The sequence below is a fragment of the Algibacter ulvanivorans genome (assembly GCF_048381495.1).
GTDB lineage: Bacteria > Bacteroidota > Bacteroidia > Flavobacteriales > Flavobacteriaceae > Algibacter_B > Algibacter_B ulvanivorans.
Genome location: NZ_JBLWGD010000001.1, coordinates 622161 through 640402, shown reverse-complemented (window position 1 = coordinate 640402; position 18242 = coordinate 622161). Strand labels below are relative to the sequence as shown.

General features: G+C 32.2%; 17 protein-coding genes. 9 read left to right on the top strand and 8 right to left on the bottom strand.

Going from position 1 to position 18242, the window contains the following annotated elements; translation table 11 throughout:
- Positions 1-131: 131 nt before the first annotated feature.
- The 3 genes from ACNG5D_RS02955 to ACNG5D_RS02945 all read left to right on the top strand — a co-directional run bounded on the left by ACNG5D_RS02955 (position 132) and on the right by ACNG5D_RS02945 (position 3143).
- Positions 132-2165, top strand: a complete 2034-nt coding sequence (locus ACNG5D_RS02955) for a M3 family metallopeptidase (RefSeq protein WP_418182005.1) — start codon at positions 132-134, stop codon at positions 2163-2165.
- 163 nt (positions 2166-2328) lie between these two features.
- The gene (locus tag ACNG5D_RS02950) at positions 2329-2880 is read left to right on the top strand and encodes a sigma-70 family RNA polymerase sigma factor (RefSeq protein ID WP_418182004.1); all 552 of its coding nucleotides are present in this window, start codon (positions 2329-2331) and stop codon (positions 2878-2880) included.
- Between the two features lie 2 nt (positions 2881-2882).
- A complete protein-coding gene (locus ACNG5D_RS02945) occupies positions 2883-3143 on the top strand; it encodes a hypothetical protein (RefSeq protein ID WP_418182003.1) in 261 nt (86 codons plus the stop codon).
- On the opposite strand, the gene ACNG5D_RS02940 is transcribed toward ACNG5D_RS02945, so the two are convergent.
- Positions 3136-3954: a UbiA prenyltransferase family protein gene (locus tag ACNG5D_RS02940; RefSeq protein WP_418182002.1), complete on the bottom strand. Its 819-nt coding sequence runs from the start codon at positions 3952-3954 to the stop codon at positions 3136-3138. The genes ACNG5D_RS02945 and ACNG5D_RS02940 overlap by 8 nt on opposite strands.
- Before the next feature lie 120 nt (positions 3955-4074).
- On the opposite strand from ACNG5D_RS02940, the gene gcvP reads away from it, so the two are divergent.
- The 4 genes from gcvP (at position 4075) to ACNG5D_RS02920 (ending at position 9540) form a co-directional block, all read left to right on the top strand.
- On the top strand, positions 4075-6924 hold the full coding sequence (gene gcvP / locus ACNG5D_RS02935) for an aminomethyl-transferring glycine dehydrogenase (protein ID WP_418182001.1): 2850 nt from the start codon (positions 4075-4077) through the stop codon (positions 6922-6924).
- Positions 6925-7030: 106 nt separating this feature from the next.
- On the top strand, positions 7031-8089 hold the full coding sequence (locus ACNG5D_RS02930) for a 3-oxoacyl-ACP synthase III family protein (RefSeq protein WP_418182000.1): 1059 nt from the start codon (positions 7031-7033) through the stop codon (positions 8087-8089).
- A gap of 53 nt (positions 8090-8142) precedes the next feature.
- Complete coding sequence (locus ACNG5D_RS02925; RefSeq protein WP_418181999.1) at positions 8143-8664, top strand: methyltransferase domain-containing protein; 522 nt, start codon at positions 8143-8145, stop codon at positions 8662-8664.
- A gap of 24 nt (positions 8665-8688) precedes the next feature.
- Positions 8689-9540, top strand: coding sequence for a glycosyltransferase family 2 protein (locus ACNG5D_RS02920; protein WP_418181998.1), 852 nt, complete (start codon positions 8689-8691; stop codon positions 9538-9540).
- A gap of 42 nt (positions 9541-9582) precedes the next feature.
- On the opposite strand, the gene ACNG5D_RS02915 is transcribed toward ACNG5D_RS02920, so the two are convergent.
- On the bottom strand, positions 9583-10392 hold the full coding sequence (locus tag ACNG5D_RS02915) for a DNA/RNA non-specific endonuclease (protein WP_418181997.1): 810 nt from the start codon (positions 10390-10392) through the stop codon (positions 9583-9585).
- Complete coding sequence (gene pafA / locus ACNG5D_RS02910) at positions 10392-12014, bottom strand: alkaline phosphatase PafA (protein WP_418181996.1); 1623 nt, start codon at positions 12012-12014, stop codon at positions 10392-10394. Before pafA ends, ACNG5D_RS02915 begins: the two co-directional genes overlap by 1 nt.
- 112 nt (positions 12015-12126) lie before the next feature.
- Here pafA and ACNG5D_RS02905 point away from each other — a divergent pair, with 112 nt between their 5' ends.
- On the top strand, positions 12127-12864 hold the full coding sequence (locus ACNG5D_RS02905) for an MlaE family ABC transporter permease (RefSeq protein WP_418181995.1): 738 nt from the start codon (positions 12127-12129) through the stop codon (positions 12862-12864).
- Positions 12864-13631, top strand: a complete 768-nt coding sequence (locus ACNG5D_RS02900; protein WP_418181994.1) for an ABC transporter ATP-binding protein — start codon at positions 12864-12866, stop codon at positions 13629-13631. Before ACNG5D_RS02905 ends, ACNG5D_RS02900 begins: the two co-directional genes overlap by 1 nt.
- A 119-nt stretch (positions 13632-13750) precedes the next feature.
- Here the strand turns inward: ACNG5D_RS02900 and ACNG5D_RS02895 are convergent, their stop codons facing one another.
- The 5 genes from ACNG5D_RS02895 to ACNG5D_RS02875 all read right to left on the bottom strand — a co-directional run bounded on the left by ACNG5D_RS02895 (position 13751) and on the right by ACNG5D_RS02875 (position 18185).
- Positions 13751-14143: a hypothetical protein gene (locus tag ACNG5D_RS02895; RefSeq protein ID WP_418181993.1), complete on the bottom strand. Its 393-nt coding sequence runs from the start codon at positions 14141-14143 to the stop codon at positions 13751-13753.
- A 112-nt stretch (positions 14144-14255) separates the two neighbouring features.
- Entirely contained in the window at positions 14256-14954 is a 699-nt protein-coding gene (locus ACNG5D_RS02890) for a hypothetical protein (RefSeq protein ID WP_418181992.1), read from the bottom strand.
- Between the two features lie 56 nt (positions 14955-15010).
- Positions 15011-16492 (bottom strand): DUF389 domain-containing protein, encoded by a 1482-nt coding sequence (locus ACNG5D_RS02885; protein WP_418181991.1) that lies wholly within the window; start codon positions 16490-16492, stop codon positions 15011-15013.
- Between the two features lie 2 nt (positions 16493-16494).
- Complete coding sequence (locus ACNG5D_RS02880; RefSeq protein WP_418181990.1) at positions 16495-17574, bottom strand: mannose-1-phosphate guanylyltransferase; 1080 nt, start codon at positions 17572-17574, stop codon at positions 16495-16497.
- Entirely contained in the window at positions 17571-18185 is a 615-nt protein-coding gene (locus ACNG5D_RS02875) for a SprT-like domain-containing protein (protein WP_418181989.1), read from the bottom strand. Before ACNG5D_RS02875 ends, ACNG5D_RS02880 begins: the two co-directional genes overlap by 4 nt.
- Positions 18186-18242: the final 57 nt, after the last annotated feature.

The following is an 18242-nucleotide window of genomic DNA, read 5'->3' as shown; positions in this document are numbered from 1 at the left end:
TTCAGGGCTTTTCAGCTATTAACAAATAATTCTCTTGAGTTAGTCACTCTTCGTATTATCGGCTGCAAAAATATAGTAAATTTACTATGCGCACATAGTAAACCTTTAACTTTAACACATTTATTAGAAAAATGATAAAAAAAGAACTAAAAACACCGTTTAAAACCAAATATAACACCCCTCCTTTCAGAATAATTCAAAACAAAGACTATTTACCCACTTTTAAAGAAGCTATTAAAATAGCAAAAGAAGAGATTAACACCATAGTTAACAACCCAGAATCTCCAACTTTCGATAACACTATTGTTGCCTTAGATTTTTCGGGAGAACAGCTAGATAGAATTTCTAATATATTTTTCAATTTAAATGCTGCCGAAACCAATGAGGAAATACAAAAAATTGCTCAAGAGGTTTCCCCTTTATTATCAGAATTTAGTAACGATATTACTTTAAACGAAAACCTATTTAAACGTGTTAAATCGGTTTACGAATCTAAATCTAAATTAAACCTAAATATCGAGCAAACCACTTTACTTGATAAAAAGTATAAAAGTTTTTCAAGAAACGGAGCCAACTTACCAGAAGAAGACAAAACCAAACTAAGAGACATAGACAAAAAGCTAAGTCAATTAAAATTAAAATTTGGCGAAAATGTATTAGCAGAAACTAATAAGTTTAAAATGCTAATTACAAACGAAGACGATTTATCTGGACTTCCTGAAGGTGCTAAAGAAGCAGCAAAACAACTAGCCGAATCTAAAAACAAAACAGGATGGTTATTTACACTAGACTACCCAAGCTACATCCCTTTTGTAACCTATGCAGATAATAGAGAACTAAGAAAAAAACTAACGCTCGCCGCTGGCAGCAAAGCCTTTAAAAATGACGAGCTAGATAACCAAAACAACGTTTTAGAGATTACTAAACTAAGACAAGAACGTGCCAACTTATTAGGTTACAAAACGCACGCACACTTTGTTTTAGAAGAACGTATGGCACAAACACCAGAAACTGTTCTTAATTTCTCTAAAGAAATACTTGAAAAAGCAAAACCGGCCGCCGAACGCGAATTTAAAAAACTAGAAAAATTCGCTAAAGAATTACACGCTATAGATAGATTAGAAAAATGGGACGGTTCTTATTATTCTGAAAAACTAAAACAAAAACTTTTTAACCTTGATGACGAAAAACTAAAACCTTACTTTAAACTAGAAAACGTTATTAATGGCGCCTTTAAAATAGCCAATAAACTTTTCGATTTAAATTTTGAAGAAATAAATACCATAGACAAATACCATGAAGATGTTTTAACCTATAAAGTAACAGACTCTAAAGGTCATTTTGTATCGGTTTTTTATGCCGATTTCTTTCCTAGAGCTGGTAAACGCAATGGAGCCTGGATGACATCATACAAACCGCAATACATAAAAAATGGAGAAAATAGCAGACCACACATTTCTATAGTTTGCAACTTTACAAAACCCACAAAAACAAAACCATCTTTATTAACTTTTAACGAAGTAACCACTTTATTTCATGAGTTTGGTCATGCCCTTCATGGCATACTAGCAAACACCACCTACCCAAGTTTATCTGGAACAAGTGTATTTTGGGACTTTGTTGAATTACCAAGCCAAATCATGGAAAATTGGTGTTTCGAAAAAGAAGCTCTAGAACTTTTTGCAACACATTATGAAACTGGCGAAACTATCCCTATGGATTTAATTGAAAAAATAAAAGAATCGGCTACATTTCACGAAGGTATGCAAACCTTACGCCAGTTAAGCTTTGGATTACTAGATATGAGTTGGCATGGGCAAAACCCAACAAACATAAAAGATGTAAAAGCTTTTGAAAACTTCGTTTTCAAAAACACATCGCTATACCCAGAAACTAAAGAAACCTGTATGAGCACAGCTTTCTCACATATTTTTCAAGGCGGATACTCATCAGGCTATTACAGTTATAAATGGGCAGAAGTATTAGATGCTGATGCTTTTGAGTACTTTAAAGAAGAAGGCATTTTCAATAAAAATGTAGCCAACAAATTTAAGAACAACATTTTAAGCCAAGGCGGGACCGAAAACCCAATGACCCTTTACAAACGCTTTAGAGGTCAAGAACCAAAGCCGGAAGCCTTACTAAAACGCGCCGGATTAATTTAATTACAAGCCATTAATAAAATTATATTACAAAAAAACAAACTTTATTAATGGCTTTATCTTTGTGCATAAAAGAGCTTTTACAATAATTAAAGCAAGAACAATTCATATTTAATAAATTCATTTTTTTAGCTTATTTTTGGAACTCAAAAAACTTGTTACATTAATGCCTAACCATCAAATTAATCCTAATAATTGGATCGATCTTTATTCCGATTATCTCTTTAACTACACCATAACCCGTGTAAGCGATCGAGAAAAAGCTCAAGATTTGGTTCAAGACACTTTTTTAGCAGGTTTAAAATCCATGAAAAACTTTAAAGGAGAAGCCAGCGAACGTACTTGGCTAATATCTATTTTAAAGCGAAAAATTATTGATCACTACAGAAAAATTAATTCAAACAAAGGCAAAGCCGAAGTAAGAATTAATTATAATGATAATGAAAATGAAGGTGATTGGCTTGAAGAACGTGTAGCAGATCCATTTGATAAAACTGCTGAAGATAGTTTACAAAATAGTGAATTGAGTGATGCCATTCATGACTGTTTAGGAAAGTTACCAGTAAAACAAGCAGATGTTTTTAAAATGAAAACTATTTTAGGTTATGAAACTGAAGTAATTTGTAATGAATTAGATATAACGGCGTCTAACCTTTGGGTAATCATCCATAGAGCAAGAACAGCTATGGCCGATTGTCTTGAAAAAAATTGGTTTTAATAATGAAAAAGAGGTTTTTATTTATAAGCTGCGAAGAAGCACAACACATATGTGATAAATCACAATATGATGAATCTACTATTTGGGAAAGGATTGAGTTAACCATTCGGTTATCTTGGTGTAAGTACACAAAAGCCTATTACAAACGAAACAAAAAGCTTACCAAAGCTTTAGAAAAAGCTGAAGTTGAGTGTTTAGACCAAGACTGTAAAGATTCAATGAAAAAAGAATTCAACAAAGCCCTAAAAGAAGTTTCTAATTAAAAAACAACAATAAAACCAGCCATACAATTGGCAAACTTTCTACCCAAAACGAACTATAATATTTTTGTTGTTCAACTCTACTAAACACCACTAACGCACCTGTAATTACTAACATTAACAGCTGCACGCTTATAATATTAGCTGTAGTTTCATCTTTAAAAAATTCTATTAAAAAATAGAAAACTAACAGAAACACACCTAATATTTTAGCATTTTTCACTCCTAACTTTTGCGGAATGGTAGATAGTTTTTTATTATCAAATTTTAAGTCCCTTATTTCAAACGGAATCATTAACACCAACACAAACACAAACCTTTGTAAGCCAAGCAAAACAATATCTGTATTAACACTATAACCCGCATCAATTACTGGCACAAAAACAGTTACACCAGCCCAGACCAAAGCAATTACATATACTTTTAAACCACTAACATCTCTTAACGATTTTCTGCGGCTAGCCTTAAAAGGCATAGCATACAAAACAGTTAAAATTGCAAAAAAAGAAATAAAAACATAAGTACTAAAATTTAACCCAATAGCATAATAACACATTAACAAAAAACAAATTAATGAAACGATTTGAATTAGCTTTAACCAATTTGCCAACTGCCTATGCCTAAACTTTGCCAAACCATAATACTTAACAAAATTATATCCTGTAACCGAAGCATAAAACACAAAATATAATACAGGTTCGTTATACTCCAAACCCAACATAAGCAAAGTAATCCATGTTAACGAGAACACAGACAAACCCACATGAATACTACTATTAATATAGAAATTAAAAAACTGTTTAAAAAACACCATAAAACAAAAATAACTAAAGTGTTGATAACGTTTAGCAATAGTTAAAAACTTTCTATTTTACTCATTAAAACACATTAAATATTACGTATTTTTGCGAATTATATAATAAATTTCTGATTAATGAATACAAATGCTTTCGCTTTGCGTCATATTGGTCCTAGAGAAAACGACCAAAAATTAATGTTAAACACCTTAGGATTAGACTCGTTAGACCAGTTAATTTACGAAACCATTCCGGACGATATTCGTTTAAAAAATGGTTTAAATCTGGATGAACCTATGACAGAACACGAGTATTTATTACATATTCATGATTTATCAAAAAAAAATAAAGCTTATAAAACATATATTGGTTTAGGATATCACCCTACTATTCTTCCTGCTGTAATACAAAGAAACATTCTTGAAAATCCAGGATGGTATACAGCTTACACGCCTTATCAAGCAGAAATAGCACAAGGCAGATTAGAAGCATTATTAAATTTTCAAACCATGGTAATTGACCTTACTGGAATGGAAATTGCCAATGCCTCGTTACTGGATGAAAGTACAGCTGCAGCCGAAGCTATGAGTTTATTATTTGCAGTACGCGAGCGCGACCAAAAAAAAGCAGGCATAAATAAGTTTTTTGTTTCAGAAAACATACTACCTCAAACCTTATCGTTATTACAAACCAGAGCCAATCCTATAGGAATTGAATTGGTAGTGGGTAATGAAGAACATTTTGATTTTTCTGAAGACTTTTTCGGAGCCATTTTACAATACCCAGGCAAAGACGGGCAAATTACAGATATAAAATCATTTATATCTCAAGCCAATAACAACCGAATAAAAGTTGCTATTGCTGCAGATATTTTAAGCTTAGTTAAACTAGAAGCTCCAGGTAAATTTGGTGCAGATGTAGTTGTAGGAACAACACAACGCTTTGGAATCCCTATGGGTTATGGAGGCCCTCACGCTGCTTATTTTGCAACAAAGCAAGCTTACAAACGCGATATCCCAGGTAGAATTATTGGCGTAACAAAAGATGCCAACGGTAACCGCGCCTTACGTATGGCTTTACAAACTAGAGAGCAACATATTAAACGCGACAAGGCCACATCAAACATTTGTACAGCTCAAGTATTATTAGCTGTTATGGCTAGTATGTATGGTGTTTATCATGGCCCTAAAGGTTTAAAATTTATAGCAAATAAAGTACACAATAAAACCGCAACGCTTGCTACTGCTTTACAAAAACTTGGTTACAGCCAAGTAAACACATCGTATTTCGATACGCTTCAAATAAAAACTAAAGCAAAAAAGATAAAAAAAATAGCGACAGACAAGAAGGTAAATCTCTTCTACCCAAATTCAGAAACTGTTACTATTTCAATTAACGAAACAACTTCTGTTCGAGACATTAATTACCTAATTGCCATTTTTGCACAGGCTGCAAAAAAAGAAACGATTGTAATTACAAATATTGAGCAAGCCAATAATATTTCAGAAACAATACAAAGGCAATCAGACTTTTTAACTGAGCCTGTATTTAATACTTACCATTCTGAAACCGAATTAATGCGTTATATAAAATGCTTAGAACGCAAAGATTTAGCCTTAAATCACTCTATGATTTCATTAGGCTCTTGCACCATGAAATTAAATGCTGCATCAGAAATGCTTCCGTTAAGCTGGTTTAAGTGGGGTAACATTCACCCTTTCGCACCATTAAAACAAGCAAAAGGCTACTTAACTATATTAAAAGAATTAGAAGATCAATTAACAGAAATTACTGGGTTTGCTGCTACATCGCTACAACCAAACTCTGGAGCTCAAGGTGAGTTTGCTGGATTAATGGTTATAAAAGCATACCACGAATCTCGTGGAGATAACCATAGAAACATTTGTTTAATACCATCGTCTGCTCACGGCACAAACCCTGCAAGTGCAGTTATGGCTGGTATGAAGGTTGTCGTAACAAAATCTACTGCCGAAGGTAATATAGATGTAGATGATTTAAGAGAAAAAGCCGAATTACACAAAAATAATTTATCGGCATTAATGGTAACATACCCATCAACTCATGGGGTTTATGAGTCTGCCATAAAAGAAATTACTAAAATTATTCACGATAACGGAGGCCAAGTTTATATGGATGGCGCAAACATGAATGCCCAAGTTGGTTTAACTAACCCAGGTAATATTGGCGCCGATGTATGCCACTTAAACCTACACAAAACCTTTGCTATACCACATGGTGGAGGTGGTCCTGGTGTTGGCCCTATTTGCGTAGCCAAACAACTTGTACCGTTTTTACCAGGAAACCCTTTAGTAAAAACCGGAGGCGACAAAGCCATTACAGCAATATCGGCAGCACCTTTTGGCTCTGCATTAGCATGCTTAATATCTTATGGTTACATAAAAATGCTTGGCGCAGAAGGCTTAACACAATCTACCAAAATTGCTATTTTAAATGCTAATTATATAAAGCATCGCCTACATGGTAGTTTTGACACTTTATATTCTGGCGAGCGTGGTCGTGCTGCTCATGAAATGATTGTAGACTGCAGACCATTTAAAGCCAACGGTATTGAAGTTACAGATATTGCAAAACGTTTAATGGATTATGGTTTTCATGCGCCTACAGTATCATTCCCTGTTGCTGGAACCTTAATGATAGAACCAACAGAAAGCGAAAGTAAAGCTGAAATAGATCGTTTTTGCGATGCCATGATTGCCATTAAAAAAGAAATAGACAGCGTAACTAAAGACGATGAAAATAACATATTAAAGAATGCACCTCATACCCTAGAAATGATTACAGCTAATGAATGGTATATGCCTTATTCTCGTGAAGAAGCCGCATTCCCATTAGATTATGTAAGAGATAATAAATTTTGGCCTAGTGTAAGACGTGTTGATGATGCCTATGGAGACAGAAACCTAATATGCTCTTGCACACCTATTGAAGCCTATGCTGAAGCTTAAAATAATCTGTTGAACATCGTAATTTATAAAAAAATGGAAATTGCTATTAAACCTAAAACGCGTAATTTAGTATGCGTGCATAGCAACAATAGTAAATTTCCATTTTATGAATATTAAAATTACTGGAACAGGAAGTTATATTCCTGCAAATGTTGAAAAAAACGAAAACTTTCATAATCATGAATTTTTAAATAGCGATGGCTCGGCTATTAAAGCTCCTAGCAAGGTTATTGTAAAAAAGTTTAAAGCCATTACAGGTATTGATGAACGACGCTATGCAAAAAAACATTTAAACACTTCAGATATCGCTTCTTTTGCGGCCGAAAAAGCCATAGAAAAAGCCAAAATAAATAGAGAAGATTTAGACTATATTATAGTTGCCCATAATTACGGAGATGTAAGACATGATAGTATACAAAGCGATACCGTACCAAGTATCGCTTCAAGAGTAAAGCATTTACTTCGTATTAAAAACCCTAAATGTGTTGGTTACGATTTACTATTTGGATGCCCTGGCTGGGTAGAAGGTGTTATTCAAGCCCATGCATTTATTAAAGCTGGCATTGCTAAAAAATGTCTCGTTATAGGCTCTGAAACGTTATCTCGTATTATTGATCCCCACGATAGAGACTCAATGATTTATAGCGATGGCGCTGGAGCTGTTATTGTAGAAAACACAAACAAAAAAGGTGGAATTTTAGCCCATGATACCGCTACATTTTCTTTAGATGAAGCACATTACATTTATTTTGGCGAAACCAATAACCCAAAAATAAACGACAATAGACGCTATATAAAAATGTATGGCCGAAAAATTTACGAATTTGCGCTAACCAACGTACCACTAGCCATGAAATCTTGTCTTGACAAAAGCGGTATTGATATTGCAGAAGTAAAAAAGATACTAATCCATCAGGCCAACGAAAAAATGGATGAAGCTATAGTTAAACGATTTTACCAGCTATATAACATGGAAATGCCAGAAGACATTATGCCCATGAGCATAGGTAAATTAGGCAACTCTAGTGTTGCAACCGTACCTACTCTTTACGATATTATTTTAAATGGAGAAATGGCAAACCAAAGTATAAACAAAGGTGATGTCATTATTTTTGCAAGTGTTGGTGCTGGTATGAATATTAATGCTATTATTTACAAACAATAGTAAAAATTAATTATAATTTTCATCTTTGCAAATATAAAAGCAAACCACATTATATGTACGAAAAAACCTTTCCTAATAAGCGTTTTAAACATACTATTAATTTTTTAGAAAACCATGTCGAAAAATCGGAATCTATATTAGACTTAGGCGTTGTAAATCCGTTTTCTAAAATTATGACAAATCATGGATATCATGTTGAAAACACTAAAGGTGAAGATTTAGACATAGACATCTCTACCATTGAAAAATCGGAAGCAGATGTTGTAACCGCTTTTGAAATTTTTGAACATTTACTATCACCGTTTACTGTTTTAAAATCTATTAAATCTAATAAATTAGTAGCCAGTGTCCCACTTAAACTATGGTTTTCTTCTGCTTACCGAAGTAAAACCGACATGTTAGACAGGCACTACCACGAATTTGAAGACTGGCAATTTGATTGGTTGCTAGAAAAAACTGGATGGAAAATTATAGACAAACAAAAATGGACTAACCCTACTAAAAAAATAGGTGTTAGGCCTATTTTAAGATGGTTTACACCTAGATATTATATAGTTTATGCAGAAAGAGTTTAACTTTACGTTTTAAACTTTATTAAATTGAACTTTTACATTATTATTCCTGCGCATAACGAAGCTAATTCTATTAGTCTTACGCTTCAGTCTTTGGCTAGGCAAACCTTAAAACCAAAACAAGTTGTTGTTGTTAATGATAATTCTACCGATAAAACTCAAGATATCGTTAATGCGTTTGCAGAAAAGCACACTTGGGCTTCATTAATAAATTCAAAATCATCAAACCAGCATTTACCAGGCTCAAAAATTATAAATGCTTTCTATAAAGGTTACGAAATTTTAGACAATAACTATGATGTTATTTGTAAGTTTGATGCCGATTTAATTTTTCCTGATAACTATTTAGAGCAATTGGCCTTTCATTTTAAAAATAATAAAAAACTAGGTATGGCCTCTGGCTTTTGCTATATTGAAAAAAACAAAAAATGGGTTTTAGAAAACCTAACCAATAAAGACCATATTCGTGGTGCTTTAAAAGCATACAGAAAAGACTGTTTTCTAGAAATAGGTAAACTAAAACCATCTATGGGATGGGATACCGTTGATGAGCTACTTGCAAAATATTACAATTGGCAAATTTTAACAGACAAATCTTTACACGTAAAGCATCTAAAACCCACAGGAATTAGTTACAATAAAGCATCAAAATACATGCAAGGCAAAGCCATGTATAAAATGCGTTACGGCTTTACAATTACACTTATTTCGGCAATTAAACTAGCTTATAAAAAAAGAAGCCTTTCTTTATTTAAAGATTATATGTCAGGATATTTTAAAGCAAAAAAAGAAAAAATAGACTATTTAGTGTCTGTTGAAGAAGGCATATTTATAAGAAAATTAAGGTGGAATGGTATGCTAAATAAATTCTTAAAATAAAGAAACACTCCCTTTTAAGATTGATACTATAATACTAATTAATTATTTAAAACTCCAGCCTTTATAGCTACTTGAAGCTTCCAACCTATTTTCAGTATCATCATCCAACTCAGGAAAAAAATCTATTCCTGTAAGGTTTTCAACCTCATCAACAGATACTACAAATTCGTATAATGGTTTATTAGAATTTTCATGAGGCATTAAAAACGCAATCATTTTAGTGTTGCCCGAATTATTATCAATAAGCACTTTATAAAACTGCTTTGGCACCGATACCTGCTCTGTACCAATAGTGTTTAAATTTCCTTTTAAAACCCCGCCTGTAATAACAAAAACGCCATCGTACTTTCTTGCCCAATAGCGTACTTTCTGTTCTAAAGTATTCCAAATTCCAGCATTAAACTGGTGTTCTTGCGGGCTAATATTACTGGTTAAAAAAGTTTCATCATGGGCAGTTTTTGTATAACGTCTATCTCCAGCAGGGCAAAGATGACCTCTATCGAAACCAGAATTTTTATAATTACGCCAACTTGCAGCACCTGTTTTTACAGCCTTATCAATTTCAAAATAAGGCCGTTTATAATGCGTACTTGATAGGTGTGATTTTTTTAACTCGTAAGCAACCCACTCGGCCTGTTCATGATTTTCACTATAAGACAACGAATAGCCTTCATGGTGCACAATTTGCCCTGTTGTACTTGTTGGCAAAAAATACTCGTTTGTATTGCTTTTAGTCGCTTGACCTTTAGTTATTATTTGAGTCTTTTCTTCTTCATCTAAAAAAAACTCGTAACCATAAACACAGAGAACAAGAATTAAAACTATTATAGATGTTAAGGTTTTTCTGCTCATTAATTTAATACAAAATCTAAAGGTTGCCCTATTGCAAAATTAGGGAAACTAATTCCTAAAAGTGCCGATATGGTTGGCGCAATATCTGTTATTTCAGTTTTTTTAAAGGTATAGCCTTGCTTTATGCCTTTTCCAAAAAATAGTAAAGGCACATGGGTATCGTAATTTAAGCCGCTACCATGTGTAGACCCTGTTTTTCCGTAAGATATATAAGCAGGATCGTCTAATAAAATTACATCGCCAGACCGTTTTTGATTGTATCCTTTTTGTAATAAAGCCTCTATACCTTCTGTAAAATTAACAGAACTCATGGTAATGGCTGTATAAGCTTTTGAAATATTGGCATAGTTTATTTGTTCATTTACAATAGTTTCTTGCACATCGTCTAGATCTAAATTAAGTTCTTTTAGCTTATTCTTATTTAGAAAAATTTGATTATTGCTAATATTTTCTACAACATCTGTAGTCCCGTAAGTGTTAGTTAAAAACGCATTAAATTTTTCTTTTCGTTCATTTCTATCTAAATACCCTGCTGGAATTTTTAAAGATTGTAAATATGCAGGAACATCTATAGCTCCGTGGTCTGATGTTAAAAATACGGTATACTCGCCTACGCCAACCTCGGCATCTAAGGTTTCAAAAAAACGCTTTAAATCTTTATCTAAACGAATATAAGTATCTTCTACCTCTTTAGAATTAACACCAAAATTATGCCCCACGTAATCGGTACTAGAAAAGCTTACAGTTAAAACATCGGTAATATTATCTTTACCAAGTTGCTCGGCTTTTACAGCTGCTATTGCAAAATCTGCAACTATACTATTACCATAAGGTGTTGCTTTTAAAATATCGAAGCCAGCATTTTGTTTTGATAATTGTTTTAAATCGTATGGAAAAGTTGCAGTTTCTTTCCCTTTAAAACCGCCTTCAAACGTATTTAAATCTGCCCCACTTTCTGTATAAGTTGAAATATCGTATAAAGTATTCCACTCTTTTAAATACGACTTAGCTATTTTTGATGCATTAAAATCATTTACCCATTTAGGTAGTTTATCCATATAGTATGTACTTGTTATAAAGTTGCCTTCATCTTTTCCTCTAAACCAATAAGCTGCATTTGCAGTATGGCCAGCTGGTAAAATAGCGCCTCTATCTTTTATAGAAATTCCTATAGTTTTTCCTCTTAACTGGGTAAACAACCTATTTTCGTCTGCAAAAGTTGTTGTTAACATACGTTGCGGAGACATACGTTCTTTATCAGTATTAGACCCTACTGCGTTAACCGAATTATCTTCTGCACAATACACCATTTTTTGAGTTTCCTTATCGTACCAATTATTACTTATAACACCATGATATTTAGGTGTTGTACCTGTATAAATTGATGCATGCCCAGGTCCAGTATAAGTAGGCACATAGTTGTAATGATTGTTTTTGCAATTAAACCCCTCTTGCATCATACGCTTAAAGCCTCCTTCATCGTATTTATCGTAAAAACGAGTTAAATAATCGTAACGCATTTGATCTACAACAATTCCTACTACTAATTTAGGGTTTTCATTTTGTGCTGAAATTGATACTGAACATGTAAAAACAAATAAAAAAGCTAAAAAATACTTCATCTTAATTTTAAATTTAAATCGAGTTCAAAAATACGTTTTTAAAAACATCATAATTTAAAATTTAGGTTAAATTGGATAAGTTTTTTTTACTTTAGCATTTACAAATTTGTATATGAATTACCTACACAATATAGGCGCGTATTTTTTAATGATAGTTGAGATGTTTCGTAAACCTACCAAATGGGCTGTTATGAAACAATTAATATTAAAAGATATTGACGATTTAATAATTGGCTCTCTTGGTATTGTAGCATTTATCTCCTTTTTTGTTGGAGGTGTTGTAACCATACAAACGGCCTTAAACATTGACAACCCATTAATTCCAAAATACTTAGTTGGTTTTGCTACTAGACAATCTATTATTTTAGAATTTGCACCTACATTTATGTCTATTATTATGGCTGGAAAAGTAGGTTCGTTTATCACATCAAGTATAGGCACCATGCGTGTTACAGAACAAATAGATGCCTTAGAAGTTATGGGAATAAACGCATTAAACTATTTAGTTTTTCCTAAATTTATATCCATGTTGTTATACCCTTTTATAATTTCTATTGCTATGTTTTTAGGTATATTAGGAGGTATGGCTGCTTGCGTTTATGGAGGTTTTAGCACCCTTGAAGATTATATTGTTGGTATTCAAAACGATTTTGAAACCTTTCATGTAATTTATGCCTTTATTAAAACTTTTGTTTTCGCATTTATTTTAGCTACAATTCCTTCTTTTCATGGGTTTTATATGAAAGGTGGCGCATTAGAAGTTGGAAAAGCCAGTACAACATCGTTTGTTTGGACTAGCGTTGTTATTATTATTTTAAACTATTTCTTAACCCAAATGTTATTAAGCTAATGATAGAAGTTAATAATTTACATAAATCGTTTGGAGAAGTTGAAGTTTTAAAAGGTATTAGCACCACTTTTGAAAAAGGAAAAACCAACTTAATAATTGGACAAAGTGGCTCGGGTAAAACTGTTTTTTTAAAATGCTTATTAGGCTTGTTTGATTATGAAGCTGGCTCTATTGCTTATGATGGTAAAGTGTTTGCGCAGCTTTCTGAAGACGAAAAACGTAATATTAGAGCCGAAATAGGTATGGTATTTCAAGGAAGTGCCTTATTCGATTCTATGACTATAGCGCAAAATGTTATGTTTCCGTTGCAAATGTTTACTAAACAAAGTAAAAGTGAAATGGAAGATCGTGTAGATTTTGTTTTAAAACGTGTTAATCTAGATAATGCGCATAAAAAAATGCCTAGCGAAGCTTCTGGAGGTATGCAAAAACGTGTTGCCATTGCACGCGCTATTGTAAATAATCCTAAATATTTATTTTGTGATGAACCAAACTCTGGCCTAGACCCCAAAACAGCAATAGTTATAGATAATTTAATTCAAGAAATAACAGACGAATATCAAATTACAACTGTAATAAATTCGCACGATATGAACTCGGTAATGGAAATTGGCGAAAAAATTGTTTTCTTACGTAATGGCTTAAAGGCTTGGGAAGGTTCTAACAAAACTATATTTAAAACCGATAACGAAGTGGTTACCGATTTTGTTTACTCGTCCAACTTATTTAAAAAAGTACGTAAAATGTACTTAGAAGAAAACGAATAAGTTTAAATAAAACCTACTGGCTCTTAAAAACAACGTGTTTGTGTATGGTTTGTTGGCAAATGTTATTTTTTTATTCCATCGAATGAATAAATATCATTCTGTTTTTAATTTTAAATGATTTAATCTTCTACTGAAATCAAAACCCCATTTTCAAATTTGGCAGTATACCTATTCATTGTTTTAGCCCCAAAGGCATTTTTTCCTCTAACTTTGATAAAAGCTTGTTCGTAAATTTCAGAATATAGTTTTATTATGCTGTCAAGTTTTTTTTCATAAATCTCGTTGCTCAAGTTTTCTTTTACTAGCTTCTTTTTGGCTGGCCATAGAATTTTTACAGGTATTGTAGTTTCGTCACTTAACAAACTAAAAGACTCTAATTCATAACTATCAGGGTCGTGCATTGATTCTTCGAAGTACGTTTTAATCTGTTTCTTATAATTATCCTCTTTTGTTGGTTTTCCACATGATAAAAGGATGGCAGGTATTAGAAAAAGTATAAAGCTTTTTTTCATATTCTTAAAGTGATTATTTCTTAAGTTTAATGTTATTTTCTTTAAATTTTAAAATAGTTATCTAGTTCAGAAACTAGTTTTTCCTAATGTTTACCAACGTATTTGTGTATGATTAGTTGTTTTCGTTAACAATTCTAATAATTTCGGATAATAACAAATCGAGTTCACTCTTAAAATTTACTTGAACATCATTTGGAAGAGCTTCTTTTTTTCTAATTGGACTGTGTAAATACATATCAGCCAGATTTCGCATAGTTGTATTTAATCTTTCCATATTCTTTTTAAAACTTTTTCCTCCACCAGCGTAATTATTAGCAACTTGATTAAAATTGTCAAATCCAAAGATTGGTGATACGTGGTCAATTATTGCTCGACCATTCATAACGACGCTCAAAAAGTTATTATTTCGGTAATTAGAGTCAATTTCTTTACAGAGCTGATGCAATTTTATAAAGTCAAAATCTTTGCTTTCTAATTTTCCGATTTCTGCTAACCGACCATTATGAACGAATTCATCATTAAATTCTTCTACAGGTTCTTCTTCCATTTCGGCAAAGAGTTCTATTTCCTCAATGTAGTCAGTCAAAAGGTTTCGCCAATCCTCTTTTAATTTAGCAACATCAATTCCAGAAAACATATATGCAGGACTGTTCATACACGCTCTGACTTGTGCAATTTTATCATCAGAATCTTCGAATGATTTTTTGAATATATTAGTCGTATTAGTATACCATTGCCTATATTCAAAATTTCCATTATCAAGTTTTGATAATTGCAGTTTTATTAGCTCAATTTTTTTCGAATCATTCATTTTTTTCAATTAAACACAACTTGTTAAAACAAAACCTTTTACTTTTTATGTAAATTTTAATTTACACGCTTAATAACTAGAGTATCTAATTTAAGCTTTAATTTAAGCCATTTTTCTAGTTTTTGCTTATCCTTAACTCTTAAATCTTCTTTAGCTAAAGAATCAACCCATTTTACCGAAAAAACAGATATGGTATCCATTTTTGTAAAGTTTGAATTTATAACATTAGCATAAGACAATTGCTCTATAGTTTCGTAATTAATTTTAACTTCTTTTGCCAACTCATCAAAAGCCACATAATTTTTCTCAAGTTTTGAAAGCTGTTGCACTTTATTTTCTAAATAGGCAATTTTTTGAGTTTGAGATAATAAATCTAAAGAATCTCGTGTTCTAAGCTGTTCCATATATTTAAAGTTATCTAGATTCTTAGAACGGTTTTGGTTAATTACCAACTCGCTATTATACAAAGCACTATAATTTCTCATTCTGCTTTGTAAAAGCGCTACTGTAGATTCTGGTATTTCATCTAACCCGAAAGTATTTAACTCTATTTTACTACCTTCATTATCTGTGTAATTATAAATGGTATTGTTTTTTATATACTCTGCATGCGGCAATTCGTTTAATTCGTTTTCAATAAAATCTCTTGCATCTTTTCTAAAATTACTTTCTTTTAAAACGTCCCAAAAGGTAAAACCTGCAGGAATCATAACTATAATAGCTAATAGTGTTGCCATTCTAGATATAAATAATCTTCTTTTAGAGTTAGCATACTTTAACATAGGAAACCTTAAAAGTTTCAACACTAAAAAGGTAGCTAAAGCTATAAAAATAGTATTGATAGTAAACAGATACATGGCACCGCCAAAGTAAATAAAGTTACCTTTTGCTAAACCATAACCAGCTGTACAAAGTGGCGGCATTAATGCTGTAGCAATTGCTACACCAAAAATTACCGAAGCAATAGTACCTTTTTTTGTTCGCGCAATAATTAGGGCTAAACCACCAAAAAATGCAATAAGTACATCTCTAATATCTGGTTTTACACGCCCTAAAAGCTCGTTAGTATCTTCGCTAAGCGGAAAAAATTTAAAAAACAAAAACGCAGTTAATAAACTTAAAACAATCATGGTTGCTAGATTAATTAACGATCTTTTAAGTGTATCTATATCGTTAATAGCAATAGACAAACCTACGCCTAAAATAGGTCCCATTAGCGGCGAAATTAACATGGCGCCAATAACAACTGCTGTAGAGTTAGCATTTAACCCAATAGAAGCTACAAATATAGAACACACTAAAATCCATGCTGTTGCACCTTTAAAAGGAATATCGCCTTTTATAGCTTGAATGGTGGCATCTCTATCGGTCTCGTCCCTAAAATCTAAAAGTTCTTTTAAAAACTTTTTTATACTTGCCAGAAGGCCTTGAGCATCTTTTTTGACATTTTCTTTAGATTTCTCGACATTTTGCGCTTTTTTTAAAGCTTCTGTATTAGCCTCTTCTTCTGAAAAATTAAATTTACTCTCTTCGCTCATAATTAACCATATTGCTCTCCAAACTTGTCTTTAACTTGCTGGAGGGTTTTCTTAATATCTTGTTCTTTTAACTTAGGAAAGATAAGCAAAACTTCCTCTTTATCAACAATAATGTAATCTTTGATGCCATCAACAACAACAATTTTATTGTTTTTAGTTCTAATCATATTCCCAGAAGCATCGTTAGTTAAGGTTCTTGCATTTACAACTGCGTTATTAGACTCGTCTTTATCTAACTTATCGTATAAACTTCCCCATGTACCTAAATCGTTCCAATCAAATTCGGCAGCAATTACTTTTACATGGTTAGACTTTTCCATAATGGCATAATCTACAGATATATTTTCGGCCTTAGGGTAGTTTTCTTTTATAAATTCATTTTCGGCATTGGTATTATATACGGGTATTCCTGTTTCAAATAGACTATATAATTCTGGTTGGTTATTTTTAAAAGCCTCTATAACACTTTTGGCGCTCCACATAAAAATTCCCGCATTCCATAAAAAGTTACCTTGTTCTATAAAACTTTTTGCCGTATTATAATCGGGTTTTTCTCTAAATTGGTTTACAGTTTTTATTACTTCTGTTGAAGATTTATCAAACTCAATATAGCCATAACCTGTATTTGGAAATGTTGGTTGTATACCTAATGTCATTAAAGCATTATTTTCTGAACAAAAATGGAAAGCTTCTTGTACATTTTTAGAGAACGTTTTTTCATCTTCAATCCAATGGTCGCTTGGTGCCACAATCATTACAGCATCTGGGTTTTCTTTTTGTATTTTTAACGAGGCGTACAATATGCAGGGTGCTGTATTTCGCATGGCTGGTTCTAATACAACCTGGCGCTGGGTTACTTCTGGCAATTGCTCTAAAACCAAATCGTTATAACGCTCGTTGGTTAAAATAAATATATTTTCTTTTGGAATTAAATCTGACAAACGATGAAACGTTTTTTGAATTAAGGTATCACCAGTTCCAAGCATATCATGAAATTGTTTTGGAAAATCTTGTGTGCTAACTGGCCAAAATCTTGATCCTACTCCTCCGGCCATTAATATGGCATAATAGTTTTTATTCATTTTATATGGTTAATTTGGTTTATTAATTCTACTTCTGCATTAGGATTAAAAAGATAAATTCTTCCTGTTTTTATATCTAAACACTCGAAACGTTTAGTTCTTTTTTGTCCCATTTTAAATACTTTTCCGTTATACAATTTAAAATACTCACCAAAAGGTATTTCAAAAATAAAAGTTTTATCGTTGGGCTTATCAAATTGTTTTAAAGCTAAAGCTAATTGCGTATCTGTATCGCTAGAGGCTTTTGGGTTTTTAAAATGTTTGGCTAGTAAGGGCAAAATATCTTTTGGAAAAACTTCGGGGTTTAAAAAAGGTAACATTAAATATTGGAATGTATGCTTCCATTCTTTACCATGTGGTTTTATGAATATTCCATAAGTTTTATAGGCTTCAAAATGTGCAATTTCATGTATTAATGTAATTAAAAACCGATAGATATTTAAATTCGAATTTATTGTAATTTGATGTTTCCCACTTGGTAAATGTCTATAATCGCCATGCCGTGTTTTTCTTTCGTTTTTAATTTTAACAAACAAGTTATCGTGTTCTAAAAGTTTTAAAACTCCTGCTAACGCATTTGTAGGTAAATATTCTTGAAGCTGTTTTTGCATTACTGCTAAAATAATAAGAAATTCATCAATTACACATTTAGCAAGTTAATAATTTGT